Source organism: Paraburkholderia monticola, from assembly GCF_001580545.1.
Classification (GTDB): domain Bacteria; phylum Pseudomonadota; class Gammaproteobacteria; order Burkholderiales; family Burkholderiaceae; genus Paraburkholderia; species Paraburkholderia monticola.
In genome coordinates, this window is sequence record NZ_LRBG01000007.1 from 201,255 (window position 1) to 222,229 (window position 20,975).

Annotated in this window: 20 protein-coding genes and 1 rRNA gene; 8 read left to right on the forward strand and 13 right to left on the reverse strand. The window is 63.6% G+C overall.

Annotated features, from left to right (window positions below; all coding sequences use genetic code 11):
- Window positions 1–22: 22 nt before the first annotated feature.
- From CI15_RS11020 to CI15_RS11030, 3 genes are all read right to left on the reverse strand, one after another.
- Complete coding sequence (locus CI15_RS11020; RefSeq protein WP_062127598.1) at window positions 23–964, reverse strand: polyphosphate kinase 2 family protein; 942 nt, start codon at window positions 962–964, stop codon at window positions 23–25.
- 125 nt (window positions 965–1,089) lie between these two features.
- Window positions 1,090–2,019 (reverse strand): LysR family transcriptional regulator, encoded by a 930-nt coding sequence (locus CI15_RS11025; protein WP_062127600.1) that lies wholly within the window; start codon window positions 2,017–2,019, stop codon window positions 1,090–1,092.
- A 51-nt stretch (window positions 2,020–2,070) separates the two neighbouring features.
- On the reverse strand, window positions 2,071–2,865 hold the full coding sequence (locus CI15_RS11030) for an SDR family NAD(P)-dependent oxidoreductase (protein ID WP_062127601.1): 795 nt from the start codon (window positions 2,863–2,865) through the stop codon (window positions 2,071–2,073).
- A gap of 246 nt (window positions 2,866–3,111) precedes the next feature.
- On the opposite strand from CI15_RS11030, the gene CI15_RS11035 reads away from it, so the two are divergent.
- The 3 genes from CI15_RS11035 to CI15_RS11045 are packed head-to-tail and all read left to right on the forward strand — an operon-like array spanning window position 3,112 to window position 5,037.
- Window positions 3,112–3,855 (forward strand): SDR family oxidoreductase, encoded by a 744-nt coding sequence (locus CI15_RS11035; protein ID WP_062127608.1) that lies wholly within the window; start codon window positions 3,112–3,114, stop codon window positions 3,853–3,855.
- Between the two features lie 30 nt (window positions 3,856–3,885).
- The gene (locus tag CI15_RS11040) at window positions 3,886–4,608 is read left to right on the forward strand and encodes an SDR family oxidoreductase (protein WP_062127609.1); all 723 of its coding nucleotides are present in this window, start codon (window positions 3,886–3,888) and stop codon (window positions 4,606–4,608) included.
- 54 nt (window positions 4,609–4,662) lie between these two features.
- Window positions 4,663–5,037 (forward strand): DUF2784 domain-containing protein, encoded by a 375-nt coding sequence (locus CI15_RS11045; protein WP_062127610.1) that lies wholly within the window; start codon window positions 4,663–4,665, stop codon window positions 5,035–5,037.
- A gap of 7 nt (window positions 5,038–5,044) precedes the next feature.
- Here CI15_RS11045 and yjfF read toward each other — a convergent pair whose 3' ends face one another.
- From yjfF to CI15_RS11070, 5 genes are all read right to left on the reverse strand, one after another.
- Window positions 5,045–6,142 (reverse strand): galactofuranose ABC transporter, permease protein YjfF, encoded by a 1,098-nt coding sequence (gene yjfF, locus CI15_RS11050; protein ID WP_062127612.1) that lies wholly within the window; start codon window positions 6,140–6,142, stop codon window positions 5,045–5,047.
- Window positions 6,139–7,182: an ABC transporter permease gene (locus CI15_RS11055; RefSeq protein ID WP_062127615.1), complete on the reverse strand. Its 1,044-nt coding sequence runs from the start codon at window positions 7,180–7,182 to the stop codon at window positions 6,139–6,141. Before CI15_RS11055 ends, yjfF begins: the two co-directional genes overlap by 4 nt.
- Window positions 7,179–8,804, reverse strand: a complete 1,626-nt coding sequence (locus CI15_RS11060; protein WP_062127617.1) for a sugar ABC transporter ATP-binding protein — start codon at window positions 8,802–8,804, stop codon at window positions 7,179–7,181. Before CI15_RS11060 ends, CI15_RS11055 begins: the two co-directional genes overlap by 4 nt.
- Before the next feature lie 237 nt (window positions 8,805–9,041).
- The gene (locus CI15_RS11065) at window positions 9,042–10,028 is read right to left on the reverse strand and encodes an ABC transporter substrate-binding protein (protein ID WP_062127619.1); all 987 of its coding nucleotides are present in this window, start codon (window positions 10,026–10,028) and stop codon (window positions 9,042–9,044) included.
- A 181-nt stretch (window positions 10,029–10,209) separates the two neighbouring features.
- On the reverse strand, window positions 10,210–10,812 hold the full coding sequence (locus CI15_RS11070; protein WP_062127621.1) for an alpha-ketoglutarate-dependent dioxygenase AlkB family protein: 603 nt from the start codon (window positions 10,810–10,812) through the stop codon (window positions 10,210–10,212).
- A gap of 140 nt (window positions 10,813–10,952) precedes the next feature.
- On the opposite strand from CI15_RS11070, the gene CI15_RS11075 reads away from it, so the two are divergent.
- Window positions 10,953–11,537: a malonic semialdehyde reductase gene (locus tag CI15_RS11075; protein WP_062127623.1), complete on the forward strand. Its 585-nt coding sequence runs from the start codon at window positions 10,953–10,955 to the stop codon at window positions 11,535–11,537.
- 59 nt (window positions 11,538–11,596) lie between these two features.
- Here CI15_RS11075 and CI15_RS11080 read toward each other — a convergent pair whose 3' ends face one another.
- On the reverse strand, window positions 11,597–11,944 hold the full coding sequence (locus CI15_RS11080) for a hypothetical protein (protein ID WP_062127625.1): 348 nt from the start codon (window positions 11,942–11,944) through the stop codon (window positions 11,597–11,599).
- Between the two features lie 429 nt (window positions 11,945–12,373).
- On the opposite strand from CI15_RS11080, the gene CI15_RS11085 reads away from it, so the two are divergent.
- The 3 genes from CI15_RS11085 (at window position 12,374) to CI15_RS11095 (ending at window position 15,043) form a co-directional block, all read left to right on the forward strand.
- On the forward strand, window positions 12,374–13,537 hold the full coding sequence (locus CI15_RS11085; protein ID WP_062127627.1) for a metallophosphoesterase: 1,164 nt from the start codon (window positions 12,374–12,376) through the stop codon (window positions 13,535–13,537).
- 380 nt (window positions 13,538–13,917) lie between these two features.
- Window positions 13,918–14,625, forward strand: a complete 708-nt coding sequence (locus CI15_RS11090; protein ID WP_062127629.1) for an MgtC/SapB family protein — start codon at window positions 13,918–13,920, stop codon at window positions 14,623–14,625.
- 163 nt (window positions 14,626–14,788) lie between these two features.
- Complete coding sequence (locus tag CI15_RS11095) at window positions 14,789–15,043, forward strand: GlsB/YeaQ/YmgE family stress response membrane protein (RefSeq protein WP_062127631.1); 255 nt, start codon at window positions 14,789–14,791, stop codon at window positions 15,041–15,043.
- Window positions 15,044–15,146: 103 nt separating this feature from the next.
- Here the strand turns inward: CI15_RS11095 and CI15_RS11100 are convergent, their stop codons facing one another.
- The 3 genes from CI15_RS11100 to CI15_RS11110 all read right to left on the reverse strand — a co-directional run bounded on the left by CI15_RS11100 (window position 15,147) and on the right by CI15_RS11110 (window position 19,385).
- On the reverse strand, window positions 15,147–16,646 hold the full coding sequence (locus tag CI15_RS11100; protein WP_062127633.1) for an acetyl-CoA hydrolase/transferase family protein: 1,500 nt from the start codon (window positions 16,644–16,646) through the stop codon (window positions 15,147–15,149).
- A gap of 225 nt (window positions 16,647–16,871) precedes the next feature.
- Window positions 16,872–17,090: a hypothetical protein gene (locus CI15_RS11105; RefSeq protein WP_062127635.1), complete on the reverse strand. Its 219-nt coding sequence runs from the start codon at window positions 17,088–17,090 to the stop codon at window positions 16,872–16,874.
- Window positions 17,091–17,228: 138 nt separating this feature from the next.
- Window positions 17,229–19,385, reverse strand: coding sequence for an FUSC family protein (locus CI15_RS11110; RefSeq protein ID WP_420915854.1), 2,157 nt, complete (start codon window positions 19,383–19,385; stop codon window positions 17,229–17,231).
- A gap of 256 nt (window positions 19,386–19,641) precedes the next feature.
- Between CI15_RS11110 and CI15_RS11115 the strand changes: the two genes are divergently transcribed.
- Complete coding sequence (locus tag CI15_RS11115; protein ID WP_062127639.1) at window positions 19,642–20,640, forward strand: LysR family transcriptional regulator; 999 nt, start codon at window positions 19,642–19,644, stop codon at window positions 20,638–20,640.
- 201 nt (window positions 20,641–20,841) lie between these two features.
- Here the strand turns inward: CI15_RS11115 and rrf are convergent.
- Window positions 20,842–20,955: ribosomal RNA gene (rrf, locus tag CI15_RS11120) — 5S ribosomal RNA — on the reverse strand.
- Between the last annotated feature and the right edge of the window lie 20 nt (window positions 20,956–20,975).

Genomic DNA, 20,975 nt, shown 5'->3' on the forward strand with positions numbered 1-20,975 from the left:
CTCGTCTCTCCCGGTTCCAGGATCAGCGATCGCCCCTGGGTCGAGCGCCTTTCGTCCCCTCTACCGCTTCGGCGCCAAGTTCCTCCCGCGCCGCGGCGAGATCCTTCATATGCTCATGCGTGGGTTTCGGATATTCGAGGTCGAGCTTCTCGACGGCCTCGACGATCGCGGCCGCGACGATCAGGCGCGTGAACGGCTTATGGTCGGCGGGCACGACGTACCACGGAGCCGCTTCGGTGGCCGTCGCGCGGATGGCCTCTTCATAGGCATGCATGTAGTCGTTCCAGTATCGACGCTCGCGAATGTCGGCTGCGGAAAACTTCCAGTGCTTGTCGGGATTGTGAAGGCGCTCCATGAAGCGGTTCTTCTGCTCCGCGAACGACAGGTTCAGATAGAACTTGAGGATGACCACGCCCTGGCGCGTCAGATAGTCCTCGAATCGCGCGATGTCGGCGAGCCGCTCGTCCCAGATCTTCTTGCCGACCCGTCCTGGCGGGATCTTCTGCGCATGGAGCAGATGCTGATGCACGCGCACCACCAGCACCTCTTCGTAGTACGAGCGGTTGAAGATGCCGATGTGCCCACGCTCGGGGACCTTCGTGCAATAGCGCCAAAGGAAGTCGTGGGAGAGCTCTTCGACCGACGGCTGCTTGAACGAGACGACATCGCAACCCTGCGGATTGACGCGCGACATGACGTGCTTGATCGTCCCATCCTTACCCGCGGCGTCCATCGCCTGGAACACCAGCAGCACGGACCAGGAATCCTGCGCGTAGAGGATTTCCTGTTCCATCGCGAGCCATTTCGACCCGCGCTGGAGAAGTCGCCGCGCTTCCTCCTTCTCCATTTCGAGTCCTAGCGTCTCGCCCGGATCGAATTTCTTCAGGGAGAAATCGCTGCCCCTGGTGACGCGGAACGGATCGGTGTACACCCGCAGCGCGTCGAGTATCTCTTTTCGAACCATCGCTCTTTCTCCCGGACGAGCACCGTCGCGACAGCAGTCGTCCTACTCATACCTTCCCTGATAATAGGTCACGCATGATGTAGCGCTTGGGATATTTGATGGCACGCGCCAAGGGTTCCGATCGATCAGGTGCGGCGCGCCTCGAACCGGTCGATGCCGCGCAGAATGTGTTGAGCCAGACGCGGCTGCTTCAATTGTTCAAGCCACCATTTCAGCGCCCGCCCCGAACTGTCGGTCCGCCAGCCCGCGAACAACGTGTTGGGTTCACGGGGTTCGCGGGTCTGCAATTCCAGCAGTTCACCGCGCGCCAGCAATGAGGCAACACGATGGCGTGGAAGCCAGCCAACGCCGAGACCGGCCCGTTGCGCGACGATCTTCGCGTACATGCTGGGCACGGCAAGAACGGATTGGCCGCCCAGGACGCCATAAACACGCGCATGTTGCGTGCGCGAACTGTCGGCGACGACCACCGAGCGGTGCGCGGCGATCTGCTCGCGCGTCAGCGGTTCACCAGCCTGGCTCAATGGGTGCCGTGGCGAGACCGCGAACACCCACTCCATGACGCCGAGCTCGGCCCATTGCAGCTTCGAGATCGCTGGCGGTTCGTTGGTTGCGCCGATGACGAGATCGGCCCGGCCGTCACGCAACGCTTCCCAGGTGCCACCCAGCACCTCCGACGTGAGACGCAGGCTCACACCTGATTGCAATTTGTCGAAGGCATCGATCAGCGGCATCAGCAGTTCGAACTCGACGATTTCATCGGTGACGATCCATAGCCGATCCTCCCACCCGTTTGCAATCTGACGGATGCGCTGATTCAAACGTTCGCTGTCCGCCATCAGGCGTCGCGACTCGTCGGCCAGAAGCTGACCCGCCGGCGTCAGCTCCATGCGGTACCGCCGACGATCGAACAGCAGCGCATCGAAACGGGATTCCAGCTGGCGCGCGGCATGCGAGACGGTGGACGGCGCCTTGCCGAGCCGTGCAGCGGCGCGCGACAGGCTGCCGCTGGTCCGGATCGCTTCGAGCATGGTCAGTTCGTCGTCGGTCAGCACATTCAGCTCTCTGGCGGGTTGGCTTGATGGAAACGGCGAGGCACTCGTCGGTCAGGCGATTGTATCCACGACGCCACCATCGACGCGCAATGCCGCACCGGTCGTGGCCGACGCCAAAGGCGAGCTGACATAGACGATCATGTTCGCCACTTCTTCGACGCTCGCCGCCCGTTCGATGATCGAGGATGCGCGATGGGTCTTCACAAAACGCGTGGCGACCGCCTCGACCGTTTCTCCGCTGGCCGTGGCGTCCTCCTTCAGCATGTCCGCGACGCCCTCGGAAAGGGTCGGCCCCGGCAGCACCGAGTTGACCGTGACGCCCGTGCCGGCAAGCCGCTTGGCGAGCCCGCGCGAGACCGCCAGTTGGGCGGTCTTGGTAAAGCCGTAATGAACCATGTCGCGCGGAATATTGAGCGCGGATTCCGACGAGACGAACACGATGCGCCCCCAGCCTTTGGCAACCATGCGGGGTGCATAGGCGCGTGACAGGCGAATGCCTGACATCACGTTCGTTTCGAAAAAGCGTGTCCATTCGCTGTCCGCAATTTCGAAGAAATCCTGAAGCTGGAAGATGCCCATGTTGTTGATCAGGATGTCGACCTCCGGATGCGCGCTCAACAGCGCGTCACAACCGTCGGCGTGAGCGAGATCGGCCACCGAGCCCACCACCTGCGCATGGGGAAATTCCGCCGTGATTCTCCCCACGGCGCTGTCCACTTTCTCCTGGCTGCGGCCGTTGACGATCACAGAAGCGCCCGACTCGGCCAACTGTCGCGCTGTTGCAAAGCCAATACCTGAGGTCGAACCGGTCACAAGCGCACGTTTGCCGGAAAGATCGATGTTCATTTTTCAACTCCTCGTGAAGGTGTCTGGATCGGCATTCCGCGGCCGGATAACGGCCCGGGTGCCACGGTCATAAGGTAGAGCCACTCGTTCATTGAGACGTTCGAAGAATCCGAACGTTTCCGTCGAAAGTCTGGAACAACACCGCCCCTCGCAATCGCCATTATGTGTCCAGAGGCGGAAACGATCCGTACCGTCTTGCACTTTGATCGATTCGATCTATTGAAACTACCTCTTGAGGAAAGCGAAATGACTAAGGAATTCAGTGGCAAGGTTGCCTTCGTGACCGGTGGTGCGCGTGGTATCGGCGCCGCGGTGGTGCAGCGTCTGGCTCGCCAGGGCGCGGCGGTGGCATTTACTTATCAAGGCTCGGTGGCCCGGGCGCGGCAACTGGTGGACGCGGTCGAAACCGAAGGCGGCCGCGCGCTGGCGATCCAGGCCGATTCGGCCGATGTCTCTGCGCTGACGGCGGCGATCGATCAGGCCGCCCGTGAGTTCGGCCGCATCGACATCCTGGTCAACAATGCCGGCGTGCTGCTGCTCGGACCGGTCGACGCGTTCTCGCTCGAGGACTTCGACCGCACCCTCGATATCAACGTGCGTTCGGTGTTCATCGCGGCGCAGGCCGCACTGCCGCATATGGGTCACGGCGGCCGCATCATCAATATCGGCAGCGTCAATGCGGAGCGCATGCCGTTTCCGGGCGGCGCCGCGTACGCGATGAGCAAGGCCGCGCTGCAAGGGCTGGTGCGCGGCATGGCACGCGACCTTGGCCCGAAGGGCATTACCGTCAACAACGTCCAGCCGGGTCCGACGAACACCGACATGAATCCGGAAAACGGTGAATTCGGCGGTGCGCTGCATGGTTTGATGGCCATTCAGCGCCATGCGCATCCGGACGAAATTGCCGGCCTGGTGGCGTACGTGGCGAGCTCGGAAGCGGGTTTCGTGACCGGGGCCAATTTGAGCATCGACGGCGGCTTCAGCGCTTGAGATTTTCACCAGGACATACAGGAGTTTCATATGCATGAACGTACGTTTCTGGTCACGGGCGCCAGCAAGGGAATCGGCCGCGCGCTGTCGGACAGGCTCGCCGCCGACGGTCATCGGGTTGTCGGTCTGGCGCGTGGGGCCGACGATCCGACTTTCCCCGGGACGCTCGTGTCCGTCGATCTGACCGACCGCGATGCGACGGCGCGAACGCTCGCCACGCTGGCCGAGCGCTACGCCTTCGACGGCGTGATCAACAACGCCGGCTTCGTCCGCCTGGCCGGTGTCGAAGCGGTCGATCTCGACGATCTCGAGGCGTCTTTCCGCCACAACCTCAACTCCGCGGTGCAAACCGTGCAAGCGCTGCTACCCGGCATGCGGGAGCGCGGCTGGGGGCGCATCGTCAATCTGTCGAGCCTCGTCGTGCTCGGCGTCGCCAATCGCACCGCTTACGCGGCGGCCAAAGCGGCGATGCTGAGCTTTACGCGCACCTGGGCGCTTGAACTTGCGGAAACCGGCATCACGGTCAATGCTGTAGCACCGGGGCCGACCGAGACCGAACTGTTTCGGCAGAACACGCCAGCCGGCAGTGAGGCCGAGCGGCGCTTTCTCTCGCTGGTGCCGATGAAGCGGCTCGGCAAACCGGAGGAACTGGCCGCTGCCGCGGCATTTCTCCTGTCCGAGGACGCGGGCTATATCACTGGGCAGACCTTGTTCGTCGACGGTGGCGCGTCGGTGGGCAAGGCGGCGCTCTGATCGCTGGCCTGTTTGAGAAGGGCACGCAGCGCGAACGCAACCGCGGAGAGCGTCATGAACTGGCTAGCCAATACCGTTCTCGTGTTGCACGCGCTGATCGTGCTCTTCATCGTCGGCGGACTGCTCGCCATCTGGGCGGGTGCATGGCTGAAACGCGACTGGATACGCAACCGCGTGTTCCGACTGGTGCATCTCGGTGCGATAGGCATCGTCGCGCTTCTCGCTGTGCTGGACATCCCGTGTCCGCTGACGGTTCTCGAGGACTGGCTCCGTACCGGGCACGCAGGGCCGCAAGGTTTCGTCCAGCGCTGGGTCAGCTACTGGCTGTATTACGACTTGCCCGCTTGGGTGTTCGTGACGGCCTATGCGGCGTTTCTGCTGGTCGTGGCGCTCACGTGGTTGCGTATCCCGCCGCGTTCGCGCCACTGAGCGTGCCTTATCCCGGCGCCCTCCCCAGCACCTGCGAATCCGACGACGATGCCGTCGACGGCTGCTCATGCCCCTGCGCATGCCCCGTCGTCGCGACCGCACCGGTGCCGCCGAGCCGCCCCACCGACTTCGCATGCCGCTCGATCAGGCGTTGCAGCAGACAGAACGCGCACAGCAGCGCGCCGATCACGATCCGCGTCCACCACGAGCTGAGCGTGCCGTCGAACGTAATCAGCGTCTGAATCGTGCCGAGAATGCCGACGCCGAACAGCGAGCCGAGCACGTAACCGACGCCCCCGGTCAGCAGCGTGCCGCCGATCACCGTCGCCGCGATCGCATCGAGTTCCATGCCCTGCCCTTGCAGCCCATAACCCGACAGCACATAGAACGTGAACACCGCGCCGCCGAGCGCCGAACAGAAGCCGCTCAGCGCATACACGCCGACCCGCGTGCGCGCGACCGGCAAGCCCATCAGCAGCGCCGAGCGCGCGTTGCCGCCGACCGCATACACGTTGCGTCCGAAGCGCGTGAAATGCGCGACGTAGATCGCGGCCGCGAGCGTCGCGAGCGCGATCAGCACATTCGCCGACACGGAACCGACGCCGATATTCAGGCGGAACGCGGAGATCGCCTTGAAGGTCGGATCGCTGATCGTGATCGACTGCGTCGTAATCAGAAAGCACAGGCCGCGCGCGAAGAACATCCCCGCCAGCGTCACGATGAACGCCTGCAAGCGGAAGTAGTGAATCAGCGCGCCCTGCACCGCGCCGAACACGGTGCCCATCAACAGCACGATCGGAATGATCAGCCACACCGACAGATGCATGTGCTCGGACAGCACGGCCTCGACGATCGTGGTCAGCGCGACGATCGAGCCCACCGACAGATCGATGCCGCCCGACACGATCACGAACGTCATGCCGATCGCGACGATCAGCAGGAACGCGTTGTCGACGAGCAGGTCGAGCAGCACCTGCCACGAGAAGAAACCGGTGTACATCACCGAACCAAAGCCGAACAGCGCGCAGAACAGCAGGATCGTCACCGCGATCGGCAGCGTGCGCGGATCGATCACCCGGGCGAGTGCTTCGAGAACGCGCCTCATCGTGCCACCCCGCGCGATTTGACGAGCGACGCGCCGAACGACACCGCGAGCGCGCGCGCCGCCGGCGACTGGATCACGCTGACCGCGAGCACGACGGCCGCCTTGACGACGAGCGTCGCCTCCGGCGGCACGCCGATCGAATAAGTCGTGTAGGTGAGCGTCTGGATGATCAGCGCGCCGAGTATCGTGCCCGCGAAACTGAAGCGGCCGCCGAGCAGCGAGGTGCCGCCGAGCGTCACGGCGAGAATCGCGTCGAGTTCGAGCAGCAGGCCCGCGTTGTTGCCGTCCGCGCTACGCACGTTCGAACTGATCAGGATGCCGGCCATGGCCGCGGTCAGGCCCGAGAAGCTGTACACCGCGAACACGATCGCCTTCGAACGCAGGCCGACGAGCCGCGTCGCAACCGGGTTCACGCCGATCGCGCGAATGAACAGCCCGAGCGCCGTTCCCTCCACCAGCGCGGCGGTCGCGAGCACGGCCACGGCGGCGATCCACACCGAGAATGGCACGCCGAGCCAGTAGCCGCCGCCGACGAACAGATAGCCGGGCGCGCCGATCGGGATGATCTGCCCTGAGGTCAGCAGTTGCGCGATGCCGCGGCCCGCGACCATCAGAATCAGCGTCGCGATGATCGGCTGCATGCCGACGAACGCGACCAGCAGCCCGTTCCACATGCCGCTCAATACGCCGACGACGAGCGCCGCCACGAGTGCCAGCGCGATCAGGCTGCCGCTCGGCACGGCCTGCGTGGCGAGAATCTCCGCGGCCGCGGCGCCCGCGATCGCGACCACCGCTCCAACCGAGATGTCGATGCCGCGCGTCGCGATGACGAGCGTCATGCCGATCGCGACGAGCACGAGCGGCGCCGCGCGATTAAGAATGTCGATCGGCGCGCCGAACAGGTGGCCGTCGAGCGTGCGCAGCGAGAGAAAATGCGGATTGACCAGCAGGTTCAGTCCGCACAGCAACACGAGCGTCAGGCAGGGCCACAGCAGCGGACGCTCGGCGCCGTCGCGCGCGAACCAGTTCGATAGCTTCATTCGCCGCTCCCTGCGATGAGTCGGTAGATGTTGTCTTCGTTCGATGCCTTGCCGGCCACCTCGGCGATCTTGCGGCGATCGCGCAGCACCGCGACGCGGTGGCTCACGCGCAGCACCTCGCTGATCTCCGACGAGATGAACAGGATCGCGAGGCCGTTCGCGCACAGCGCGAGCAGCCGGTCCATGATGTCGAATTTCGCGGCGACGTCGATGCCGCGAGTCGGTTCGTCGAGGATCAGCAGTTTTGGATCGGTCGCGAGCCAGCGCGCGAGCAGCGCCTTCTGCTGGTTGCCGCCCGAGAGCAACGCGATCGGCTGCTCGGCGTCGGCCGCCTTGATGCCGAGCCGCTCGATCCACAGATCGGCCAATTCGCGCGCCCGTTGCCGGCTGATCTTGCGCCACCAGCCGCGCCGCGCCTGCAACGCGAGCATGATGTTTTCGCGGATCGACAGCTCGGCGACGATGCCTTCCTTCTTGCGGTCTTCCGCGCAATAGCCGATGCCGTGGCGCACCGCGTCATGCGGCGAGCGCAGCCGCACGGCGCGGCCCTTCACGAGGATCGTGCCGCTGTCCGCGCGATCCGCGCCGAACAACAGACGCGCGGTCTCCGTGCGGCCGGAGCCGAGCAGACCCGCGAGGCCGAGAATCTTGCCGGACTGCACTTCGAGATCAATCGGCTGCAGCGTGCCGCGCCGGCCGACGCCGCGCAGCTCGACGAACGCCTGCGCGGGCGTCACGTCGGCGCTGCCGGTGTGCTCCTCGGCGAGCTCCTGCGGATCGTCGGCGGCGTGCCCCTCGTGCGCTGCTTCGCGCAGACGCGCGCTCATGCGCTCGTGGCCGACCATCTTCGCGACCAGCTGATCCGCCGACAGATCGCGCGCCAGGTATTCGCCTTCGCGCTCGCCGTTGCGCATCACCGTGATGCGATCGGAGATTGCGTAGGTCTGCTCGATGAAGTGCGTGACGAACAGGATCGCGATACCCGATTGCTTAAGATGGCGAAGTATTTTGAAAAGCTGCGCGACTTCGCTGTCGTCGAGACTCGAGGTCGGTTCGTCGAGAATCAGCACGCGTGCGTCGACGGACAATGCGCGTGCAATCGCGACCATCTGCTGCACGGCGATCGGATAGGCGTCGAGCGAGCGCGTGACGTCGAGCGACACGTCGAGGCGCGCGAGCGCTTCCTGCGCGCGCCGCTTGATGTCGGGCCAGTCGATCGCGCCGAAGCGGCGCGGCTGCCGGCCCGCGAAGATGTTCTCCGCGACCGACAGATTCGGGCACAGGTTCACTTCCTGGTACAGCGTGCGCACGCCGGCCGCCTCGGCTTCCTGCGGCGACGCGAACGCGACCACCTCGCCGCCGAGGCGGATCGTGCCGGCATCGGGCGAGTACACGCCTGTCAGGACGTTGATCAAGGTGGATTTGCCGGCGCCGTTCTGGCCCATCAGCGTATGGACCTCGCCGGGAAACAGGCGGAAGTCGACGCGTTGCAGCGCCTTCACGCCCGGAAATGTCTTGCTGACGCCGGAGGTCGCCAGAATCGGTTCGCGCGCGCTCGCGCCATCCTGTGGGCTCGGCGTGCCGCGCTCCGGCTGATTCGGTTTGGTAGCGGAATGGGTCATGGACCTCGCTCGATCGGCTATGCGTGGTTCGGCAGGCTCCCGCGGGCGCATGCGCCTGAAAAGAGACCGCCCGCTGCCGAAGCAGCCCGGGCGGTCAGGCACCACTGGAGAAACCTGTTCGATGCGTCCGTATTGCACATCTCCTTCGCGCCGTGGGCCACGTCGGCCCCGGCGTCTGAACACCGGACGCGCCGCGGCGCCCGCGCGAGCGGTGCCGCAGCGGCTTTGCGCGTCGCGTCAGTACTTACGCGACGGCAGCGTCTGCGCGGCCACGCTCATCGGGAAGACGGTCTCCTGAGTCAGGATCCGCTTCGGCAGCTGCTTGCCGGCCACCACGTCCTTGACCGCCGACATCAGTTGCGGTCCGAGCAGCGGGCTGCATTCCACGTCGACGTTCATCTTGCCCGCGGCCATCGCCTGGAAGCCGCCCTTGGTCGCGTCGAACGACACCACGATGACGTCCTTGCCCGGATGCATGCCGGCTTCTTCCATCGCCTGGATCGCGCCGAGCGCCATGTCGTCGTTATGAGCATAGACGACGTTGATCTTGTTGCCGTAGGTCTTGATGAACGCTTCCATCACCTGCTTGCCGCCAGCGAGCGTGAAGTCGCCGCTTTGCGACGCGATGATCTTGAACTTCGGATCGTTCTTGATGACCTCGATCAGACCGGCGTGGCGGTCGTTGGCCGGCGCCGAGCCGACCGTGCCTTGCAGCTCGGCGATATTGATCGGGCCTTTGGCGTCCTTGTAGTTTTCTTCGAGCCACTTGCCGCCGCGCCGTCCTTCTTCCAGGAAGTCCGAGCCGATCATCGTCACGTACAGCGACGTGTCCTTCACATCGATGTTGCGGTCGGTCAGGATCACCGGAATCTTCGCAGCCTTGGCTTCGAGCAGCACCGGTTCCCAGCCCGATTCGACGACCGGCGAGAACGCGATCACGTCGACCTTCTGCGCGATGTACGAGCGGATTGCCTTGATCTGGTTTTCCTGCTTCTGCTGCCCGTCCGAGAATTTGAGGTTGATACCGGCTTCCGCCGCCGCCGACTTCACCGATTCGGTATTCGCGGTGCGCCATGCGCTTTCCGCGCCAACCTGCGCAAAACCGAGTGTAATTTTCTTGTCCTCGGCATGTGCGCCGGGCGTGCCCAGCGTCAGCGCCCCGAGACTCGCGGAAAGCGCAAGCGCGCCCAGAGCGCGACACGCCGCACGTCGTGTATTCGCCATGACTGTCTCCAATCGTTGTTGTGTAGACGACCCAGCGGTCTGCCCGGCCCTCGCGGCCCTCACGGTGCCTGGATCGTGATGTAGCGTACTGTGCGACGCGTTAACCGTCCAATCATATGATTCGCGCCCTCGATACCAATTTTGGTATAGGGCGCCGCCCAGCGCATGGCTGCTGCTTGCCTCAGGTTGGCGTGGCTCTCGGGGTGACCCAGCGAAACGTCAGATTGATGCGCTCGCCGCTCACGCGCGGCTCCTTCGGCACCCGATGCCGCCACTGCGCCTGGGTGTCACCTTTCATCACGAGCAGGCTGCCGCCCTTCAGCGAGAACGATTGCACCACGCCGCTGCGGTTGTGCCGCAGATCGAAGGTACGCGCCACACCAAGGCTCACCGACGCGATCACCGGCTGTCTGCCGAGCTCCGGCTCGCGGTCCGCGTGCCAGCCCATGCTGTCGGCGCCGCTGCGGTAACGATTCAGCAGCACGCTGTTAAAACGCGCGCCACTGGTTGCTTCGACGGCGGCCTTCAATTCCGCGACGGCGGGTGTCCACGCTTGCGGCACGTTGCGGATGCCCGAGTAGACGTACACCGCGTCCGGCTCGCCCTGCCAGGCGGTCAAGCGCGGCAGGGCCACACGGCCGGCGGGCGTGCCCATCATGTCCTGGCGCCATTGCACTTCGTCGACGACGCGGGCGAGTAGTTGTTCGGCCACGGCCGGTGCGAGCCAGTCGGGGTACCAGTCGACCTCGGGTGTGGGCAGGTCGTTGAAGAGATCGGTGCTCATTGGCATGTCTGGGTGCGAGCGGGAGAGTAAATACCCTGGCTATTATGGCGAGAACGGCACGCCCGCTGCTTCACGCGCGTTGCTCTTTCATTCGACGCGGCTTTCCGCTTTCCCTCTGTTCTTTCGCACGGAGCACTTTCATGACACTTTCCGATCAGGCGCTCGCACAACTCTTTCGCGACGCGCGTACCCACAACGGCTGGCAGAACAAGCCGATCGACGACGCCGTGCTGCGCGAACTCACCGAACTCGTGCTGCTCGGCCCGACCTCGGCCAATTCGAGCCCGGGCCGCTTCGTGTTCGTCAAGACGCCGGAAGGCAAGGAAAAACTGCGCCCGGCGTTGTCGGCCGGCAATCTCGACAAGACGATGGCCGCGCCCGTCACGGTGATCGTCGGCATGGACATGGCGTTCTACGAGCATCTGCCGACACTCTTTCCTCATGCCGACGCGCGCAGCTGGTTCGTCGGCAGCGAGCGCCTGATCGCGGACACGGCGTTTCGCAATTCGACGCTGCAAGGCGGCTATCTGATTCTTGCCGCGCGTGCGCTCGGTCTCGACACCGGGCCGATGTCCGGCTTCGATGCGGCCAAGGTCGACGAAGCGTTCTTTGCCGGCACGACGGTGAAGTCGAACTTCCTGATCAATCTTGGCTATGGCGATCCGTCGAAGCTGTTTGCGCGCAGCCCGCGCTTTTCGTTCGACGAAGCGGCGCGGATAGTGTGACGGTGCGTGGGTGATGGATGGCGCGACGGGCGTCGCGCCGTGCGTTCGATGAAACCGCCTCAGCTCAGCAAGGCGATATAAAACACCACGGTGCCGATCAGCGCGCCGATGAAGCAGAAGCCCTCTTCGGCGTCGTCGCCATTCGAGCGCAGCCAGGCGCCCACCGCGCCGAACAGGCCCGCGATGCCGAGCGCGACGCACACCATCACGACGTCGAATAGCGCGTTTTTGCCGAGCTCGGAAAAATCGAAGTTGCGCACGCCGACGTAGAGCGCGATCGCCATCAGCGAGATGCCGACGAGTGGCAGCATCACATGGCAGCCCTCGTGTCCGACGTGATGCTCATGATGAACATGAGGCACGCCTTCCGCGTGATGCCACAGGTGGCCTGATTTGAGCAGCTTCATGATGTGCCTCCCCCCGCCCGATCTTTCCCGGCGACAGAACCAGTCGTGGCCGAAGCGCCGCTGCGCTGGCCCGGTGACAAGCTGGCTTGTTTCAAGCATAGCGCAGACATGAATACAACTCAAAGCCCATTTAATTCGCTTGCTTAGGCATTGAAATGCGCGGCGCGAGGCCTTGTAAGCAGGTGGTCAACATGGATCGGGACTGCGTTGCGCGAATCCCCGTCGCGCCGGGCCGGACGGCCTCCTGGCAGCAGATCGTGCAGTGCGGGAGCACGAATCTTGCGGCGGCAGCAAGGGACTGGACATGCCGGTAGAATGGTTCGCCGCATTCGCCCGTCGTCGCGCATGCGGGCACCGCCCGCCAATCGATCGCCGCCGCGCTGGCGCTGCTGCCGGCCCTTCGGCCCCCTTCCCGCCCCGAACTTCTTTATGCGACGTTCATCGTTTTTTGTCCGCTTCATCCTGATTGGCATCCTGCTGCATGTCTACGTCGGCTTGCGCCTGATTCCCGACATGCCAATCGACGCGGCCGCCCGCGGGCTGTGCGTGCTGTGGCTCCTGCTCTCGATCTTCCTGATTCCGGTCGGCATGATGGCGCGCAGCTTCAAGCGTCAGCCGCTCGGCGACCGGCTCGCGTGGGTCGGCCTGCTCGCGATGGGTTTCTTCTCGTCGCTGCTGGTGCTGACGTTCGCCCGCGACCTCGTACTGGCGTCGCTGCTGACGATCGACGCGATCTGGCCGAACACGCTCACGATCGCGCATTGGCGCACCGGCTCGGCGGCGGCGGTGCCGCTGTTCGCGTTGCTGTCGACGCTGGTCGGCCTGTTCAACGCGCGCCGACGTGCGCGCGTCGTCACGATCGACGTGCCGATCGACGATCTGCCCGCCGCGCTCGACGGCTTCACCATCGTCCAGATCACCGACATCCACGTCGGCCCGACGATCAAGGCACGCTATGTCGATGCGATCGTCGATGCGGTGAACCGGCTGAAGCCGGACCTGATCGCGGTGACGGGCGACGTCGTCGATGGCAGCGTGCCGCAGCTGAGCCGGCATACCCAACCGCTGTCGCGGCTCGCCGCGCGGCACGGCGCTTTTCTCGTGACGGGCAATCACGAGTACTACTCCGGCGCGAACTCCTGGATCGCCGAATTTCGCAGGCTCGGCTTGCGGGTGCTGCTGAACGAACACGTGATCGTCGATCATGACGGCGCGCGCGCCGTGATCGCCGGCGTCACCGACTACTCGGCGGGTCATCACGACCCCGCGCACCGCAGCGACCCGGCGGCGGCGCTCGCGGGCGCACCGGGCGACGTGCTGATCCGGGTGCTGCTCGCGCATCAACCGCGCTCTGCCGAGGCGGCCGCGGCGGCCGGGTTCACGCTGCAGCTGTCGGGTCATACGCACGGCGGTCAGTTCTTTCCGTGGAATTTCTTTGTGCGCCTACAACAGCCCTTCACGGCGGGTCTCGCACGTCTGGACGGGCTGTGGGTTTATACGAGCCGGGGCACCGGCTACTGGGGACCGCCGAAGCGGCTCGGTGCGCCTTCGGAGATCACGCGCTTGCGGCTCGTGCCGGGAGAGCCCGATTGAATTCTATATTCGGACTCCGACTTAATTTACCGCGACTCCTCCGCATGCTTGACTCGGCTTTGCGCAGCCCCCTAAAATTCGCGCAATTCTTTTGACCGGAACCCCGATCTTGGACAGTAGCTGTTGTACCAGCCGAGTTTCGATTTGCCCGCTCGCTTGAGCGGCAGGCTTTCCGCGTCAGTCTCCCCTGTCGCCGTCCTGCCCTCTGGCTCGATGGCGCACGTCGCTCTCATTTCATTGTCATTACCGTACTGCTGGTGAAGCGCAGCATCGCGCGATGCCACGCCGACACCGCACGCTCCGTGCACGCGGTAGACGGCGTGAGGTCGTCGCGCGTAGGCTTCACACTGCAGCAGCGCGCACGCCAACCTTTCTGAACGATGACACTCGAATTTTTCCTGCGGCTTTTCACCGCCTTTGCTTGCGGCGTCGCGATTGGCCTCGAACGGCAGATGCGCCAGCGCAATGCCGGCCTGCGCACGATCACGCTCGTTGCGAGCGGCGCCTGCCTGTTCGTCACGCTTGGCGTGCTGACCGGCAATGGCGTCAGCGGCATCACGCAGATCGCCGCGTATGTGGTGTCCGGCGTCGGCTTTCTTGGCGGCGGCGTCATCATGCGCGACAAAGGCTCGATTCAGGGGATCAACACCGCGGCGACGCTGTGGTGCTCGGCGGCCGTCGGCGTGTTGAGCGGCGCCGGACATTATGGACCGGCGCTCGCGGGCACGGCGGTCGTGCTGCTGACCAACACCGTGCTGCGCGAAGTGAGCCGGATGATCAACCAGACGCCGGTTTCAAACGCCGACCTCGTCCAGGAGTACGTGCTGATGATCGTCTGCCGCGAAGCCGACGAGATCCACATCCGCACGGCGATCTCCAACTCGATGTACTCGACGCCGTTGTCGTTCCAAAGCCTGACGAGCGAAGATGTCGAAGACGAGCCGGGCCGCATTCGCGTGACGGCGACATTGAAGATGCATCCGAAGGATCAATCGAAGCTCGAACAGATGGCGAGTCGCCTGAGCATGGAAAAGAGCGTGTCCAGCGTCAGCTGGACTGCGCGAGAAGCGGAGCCGACGCCCGAGTGAAGTCCGTCGCACAAGTACCCCTTTGTTCTCGTGCATCGTCTACACTTAGCTTGCAGCAGATTTAGATAATGTTAATTCCGCGTCCTCAATGTGGACTGTCCCATAACCTTCGACTAAGCTCTGTCACCGTGAATTTTTCACACTCAACCAGGGAGTCTCGAATATGGAACACGGCATCATCGCATGGCTCATCATCGGCGCGATTGCGGGCTGGCTCGCGGGTGTGCTGGTCAAGGGCGGCGGCTTCGGCCTGATTGTCGACATCATCGTCGGGATCGTCGGCGCGTTCATCGGCGGCTGGCTGGCCGGCGTCCTGCATATCTCGCTCGGCGGTGGCTGGATCGGCTCGATCATCACCGCATTGATCGGCGCGGTCATTCTGCTGTTCATTATCCGGCTCGTGCGACGAGGCTCCTGAGTCCGGCATCCGATGTCATGAAGCGCCAGCGGGCTCGTGCCGCTGGCGCTTTTTTCTTGCCGGTTTCCTCTGCTTTTATCGCGGCCATTGTGGCCGTCGCCGATCAGGCCGGCAGCATCGACCCGGTATCGCGAAGCCGCGCATGCCATGCAAACGCCTGATCGAGGCAATGCGGCGTCTGCCCACCCCAGCGCAACGCATCGCGGTAGTAGTCGCGCAGCGGTTCGCGATACCGCGGATGCGCGCAATGCTCGATGATCAGCGTGGCGCGTTCGCGCGGCGCGAGCCCGCGCAGATCGGCGAGACCCTGTTCGGTCACGACGACGTCGACGTCGTGTTCGTTGTGATCGCAATGCGGCACCATCGGCACGAGGCTCGAAATGCGGCCGTCCTTCGCGGTCGACTTGCTCGCGAATATCGCGCATGACGCATTGCGCGCAAAGTCGCCCGAGCCGCCGATGCCGTTCATCATATGCGTGCCGCCGACATGGGTCGAATTGACGTTGCCGTAGATATCGAATTCGAGCGCGGTATTGAGCGCGATCAGACCGAGCCGGCGAATCACTTCGGGATGGTTGCTGACTTCCTGCGGACGCAGCACGAGCCGGTCGCGATATCGCTCGATTTCGCCGAATACCTGCGCCTGCCGCTCCGCCGACAACGTGATCGACGCGCCGGACGCGAATGCGACCTTACCCGCGTCCAGCAGATCGAACGTCGAATCCTGCAGGACCTCTGAATAAATCTCGAACACATCGAAAGGCGAATCGACGAAACCCGCCAACACCGCATTGGCGATCGTTCCGATGCCCGCCTGCAGTGGCGGCAGTTGCCTCGGCATGCGGCCGCGCGTGACTTCGTGCTGGAAAAATTCGATCAGATGACCGGCGATCTGCGCGGTGTCACGATCCGCGGGGAGCACCGTGGACGGGCTGTCGGCCTTGTCGGTGACGACGATCGCCGCGATCTTGTCGGGCGGAATCTCGATGGCGGGCGTACCGACGCGGTCCTGCGCGCGCACGATCGGCAAGGGCTCGCGATGCGGCCGTCGACCCGGAATCCAGATGTCGTGCAAGCCCTCGAGCCCGAGCGGCTGGGCAAGATTGATCTCGACGATCACCTTGTCCGCGAGAATCGCGAAGCTCGCCGAATTGCCGACCGAGGTCGTCGGCACGATGCCGCCGCTCTCTGTGATCGCGGCAGCTTCGATGATCGCGACATCGAGCTTGCCGAGCTGGTTCGCACGCAGCATCTCGACCGTCTCGGACAGATGCTGATCGACGAACATCACTTCGCCGCGATTGATCGCGTCGCGCAAGGTCTTGTCCACCTGAAACGGCAGACGACGTGCGAGCACGTGGGCTTCGGTCAGCATGCGGTCCACGTCGTGACCGAGCGAGGCGCCGGTCATCAACGTGATTTGCAGCGGCTCGTCCTGCTGGCGCGCACGCTCGGCGAGCGCGACCGGCACGGCCTTCGCGTCGCCCGCACGCGTAAAGCCGCTGGCGCCGACGCGCATGCCGTCGTGAATCAGGAGCGCCGCCTCGGCAGCCGTGGTGATTTTTCCGCGCAGCGCGGCGCAGCGAATGCGGTCTTCGTACATGAAAGGGGTCTCTCCATAGTCGCCAGCTCCTCCTAGTGGTGCGCACGTCTGCGGTGTGCTTCGCTCAATAGGCGGTTGCCGCACCCGTCGCGGCGTCTCGATCGGACGGCGTCGCGAGCAGGTGTTGGGTCGCGTGATAGGGTCCGCGACAGGTGTTGCGCGTGATGCAGGTTGATGCGGATACGACGCGCGATGCGGCTCGTTGGCCGCGCTTATTCGCGAGCCTTAGCTGCCGAAATAGAGGTTGCAGAAGCTCATCGGGCCAACGCATTCGTCGGCTTTCGCTTTCGGTGCTTCCGTATGCTTGCGCGCAGGGACTTTCTCGGCGCGCGGGCTATCTGCTTGCGCAACCTGTTGCTCCGGCGCCGCCGGTTCCGCTTGTGCGTAGGCAGCGACAGCGGTGGACAAAGAACAGGCAATCAGGACCATCTTCAACACTTTCATCTCATTCTCCAGGGCTTACGAGTACTGCGACGATTACCTCGAAGCAGTGTCGAAACTATATGACCGCCACCTATGCGGATAAACGGGGTCGCCCGGAAGGGATCTTTCCATCTGGCAGAAAGATCCGTGCAGCACTGCTCAGCGCGGGTTGAACGGCGCGTCTTTGTCGAGCAACGCGCTACGAATGAAGTGCAGACAGCTCAGGATGCGTTGTAGATCGTGGCGCCGGCCGCGGTCCGCATGCACCGCTTGCAGTATGTCCTGCGCGAGCCAGGTGGCCGAGCGTACGGCGACAAGTGCACTTTCGAGCGCATGCGGGCCCGGGTGCTCGAAGAGCCGCGCGAGCTCGTCGCAGACGCGTTCGAGCCCGCCGCGCCAATGCGGCTGAAGGACCTCTGCGTAGTCAGCGCGTGTGGCTTCGTTGCGCAGATCTATCACGGCGTGACCGATTTCGATCGTCGCGAGCATCCAGCGAAGTGCGTCGCGTCGTCGTCGTGAACGGTGCGTCAACAGCATGCGCAGTTGCGAAGTCAGATCGTGCGTACTCGACTGGAAACGTCGGTTGAGACCGGGCAGACGGTCCTTGCATGCCGATATCGCTCTTGCTCGCAAGTCGCCCAAGATGCGCTCGACGAGCCAGCGCATATCGGCGGGAAAGACCACCGCGAAAACGAGGCCGGCGAGCAGCATCGATGCCGTGAGCGCAATGCCGTTGTTGATCAGCAGATCGGGGACGTAGCTGCCGACGTTGTCTGGCCCGGCAAGCAGACAGAAAAACACCGAAAAGCCGATGCCGTAGCCTGCCGCGCCGCGACGCGTCGCGATGAATGCGCCGAGCGCGAGCACCGGCGCGAGTACCGTGCAAAGCAACGGGAATCCGTCGATGCCCGGGTACACGTAGCAAATGAACACGTAGCCGGTCAGCGTTGCGAACACCGCGCCGACCGCCATCTGAATGGCCATCCTGGTGGCGCTCGGCGCGGCCGACGTCAAGGCACACACCAGCGTTGCCCCGATGACGGCGAGACCGCCGCTCGGCCAGTCGGTCGCAATCCAGAACGAACCGGCGATCCCGATGACGACCGCCGAGCGCAGGAATGTAAACAGTAGGACGAAGTGATTTGTCCTGCTTTCGGGTTTGTTCATGCGGTGGGCTTTTTGCGGGTTTTGACCGCGCCGTACGCTTTGCTGTTGGCTTTCAGCTCTTCGCCACAACGATGCATAGGTTTCCGAATAATTGACCCACTCGCCAACGAAGCGATATAGCAATTCGGCAGCCGTGTCGAAGTCTGATAGCGCTTCCGCGGACGCGGCTTCGAGTGGCCGCCTCGTCTCACGTATCCGGCGTGGCAGGTTCGCACGAAAGAGGCCTAAGTCCTCAACTACGCGCGATACGTCGGCACCTGCTCCACGATGTACTTCGAGCAAGGCTCCCAGTTCGTCGAAGCACGGTCCGATTGCTGCAAGGATCAACGCCGCATGGCTCGCGCGCAAGCGTTTGAGCAACTGATGCAGCGCATGCAGACGCGCGCATGCATCCATGAACTCGCTATTCAGACGCGCCAGATGCGCACCGCGCGAGCGCATCGCCGAATCTTCGAAGGCGACGAATGTTCGCGTTGCTTCGAAGCCGGCGATTTCGTCGACGAAATCGGCGAACCGCCGTTCGAACTGATTGCGCTTGAGCCCGCGAGCGAGCACATCGACAGCGAACGCCGTAAAATTCGCGTACCTGATCTCAAGGGTACGTCGCAGCGCGAGGCTCGAGCGCCGCGGCAACAGCAACGCGCTGACCGCGCTCGAACACAAGATGCCGACCGCCACTTCCGCCGCGCGCGTGAGTGCCGCGACGAACAGCCCCTGAGGCGCCATGACGTTCGGAATGCCGATCAGCGCGGCGGTGTAACCCGCGAGCACAAAACCGTACCACCTGAAATGCCGATACCGGACCGCCGCAGCAATACAGGCGCTCACCCACACGATCATCCCGAGCATGTACAGTTCGGGCTGCTGGACGAACAGCCCACCGAGCACGAGTGCGGCCATAGTCCCGACTGCCGTTCCGAGAATCCGGTAGAAGCTTTTCGCGAGCACCATGCCGCTGAACGGTTGCATCAACACGAAGACCGTCGTCATCGCAATGCGCGGCTGCGGCAGATCGAGCAGCATTGCCATGCCCAGCGCCAGCAGACCCGCGGTGACCGTTTTCAGCAGATGCAGCCAGATCAAACCGTCGCTGTTGACCCAGTCCCGCATGGCCCGGGTGAGTGTGGGTCGGCTGAGTCGCCGCCGCATGACGCCGTGCGGACCGAAAAAGTCCGCCGGCGGCTTGATCGCATGATCGCGTTTCATCTGAAAACAGTGCGTCCCGCTTGGTCGCTGAAAGAACCTCCGGGCAAAATCGCTGACACCGGCAGGCGAGGCGCCGATTGTAGGAGCCCGCGATGCGCGCATTAATACGATGCGTGCAGAACATCTGTTCTAGAACGGACAACAATAGGTCGTCGAGACGGGCGGAAAATATGATCTCGGTCACGAAACAGAAGGTTTGATGGACACGCTACAAAATATGCGAGTGTTCGTGCGCGTGGTGGAAGCCGGTAGCTTCACCGCGGCCGCACAATCGCTGAATTCAACGACCGGCGCGATGTCTCGCGCGGTCTCGGAGCTTGAAGCACATTTGCGCACGCGCCTGCTGAATCGCTCGACGCGGCGGCTTGCACTCACCACCGCCGGCGAGCGCTATCTGAAGCGATCGCAGCAGATTCTCGCCGATGTCGATATTGCGGAAGAAGAAGCGAGTTGCGCGCATGAACGGCCGACCGGCGCGCTGCGCATGCATAGCTTTGCCAGCATCGGGCAGCATTACATCCTGCCCGCCATTTCGCGTTATCGCGCGCTTTATCCGGATGTGTCGGTGGAGTTGACGTTGTCGCAGCGCATGCCCGATCTGTTCGAAGGCAGCGCCGATGTTGCTGTGATCGGTGCGTCGTCGCTGCCGAATTCGGACCTCGTATCGTTTCCATTGGGGGCGACGTTCAGCATCCTGTGCGCATCGCCGGCCTACGTGCGCTCACACGGCGCGCCGCAAAGGCCGACTGACCTCGCGAATCACGAGTGTCTGATCCTTCATACGCCGGCGTTTCCGCCACACGAATGGACGCTCGACGGCCCGAATGGCAGCGAGTTGATGGAAGTCGACGGACCGGTCCATGTGAACATCGCCGAATCATTGATCGTCGCGATCCGCGAAGGAATGGGCATCGGCATGGTGCCGCTTTACGCCGCCGTCTCGGGATTGCTCGATGGAACGCTGGTGCGTGTATTGCCGGAATATACGCTGCAGAAGACGACTATTTATGCGCTATATCCGTCGCGCAAGTTCATCGATGCAAAGACGCGCACTTGGGTCGAATTCCTGCGCTCGCATCTACCGAAGGTTATAGCCCGCGACGAAGCACTGCTTGCTGAGGTCGGGCAAATGGGCGCCATGGAGAGGCTCGTCAAGGTTGACGCTAGCCTTGGGCATGGGAGCGGAGATCTGGAGTAGCAGCCGGAAGGGACTCGACGCTTGTCTGAGTGCAGGTATATGCGCATACAAGCGTCGGGGAAACACGCGACGTTTTTGATGGTGACCGCTTGCCGCTACGTTTTTTTCACTGGGCTCTGTCGAGCATACTGCTGTCGATAACGGCTGCGTAAACGCAAAAACCCCACCCTGGAAGGGGTGGGGTTTCTGACTGGGTAAGGAGCCTGACGATTACCTACTTTCACACGGGCAATCCGCACTATCATCGGCGTGGAGTCGTTTCACGGTCCTGTTCGGGATGGGAAGGGGTGGGACCGACTCGCTATGGTCATCAGGCATGAGGGGTTGCTGCGTCG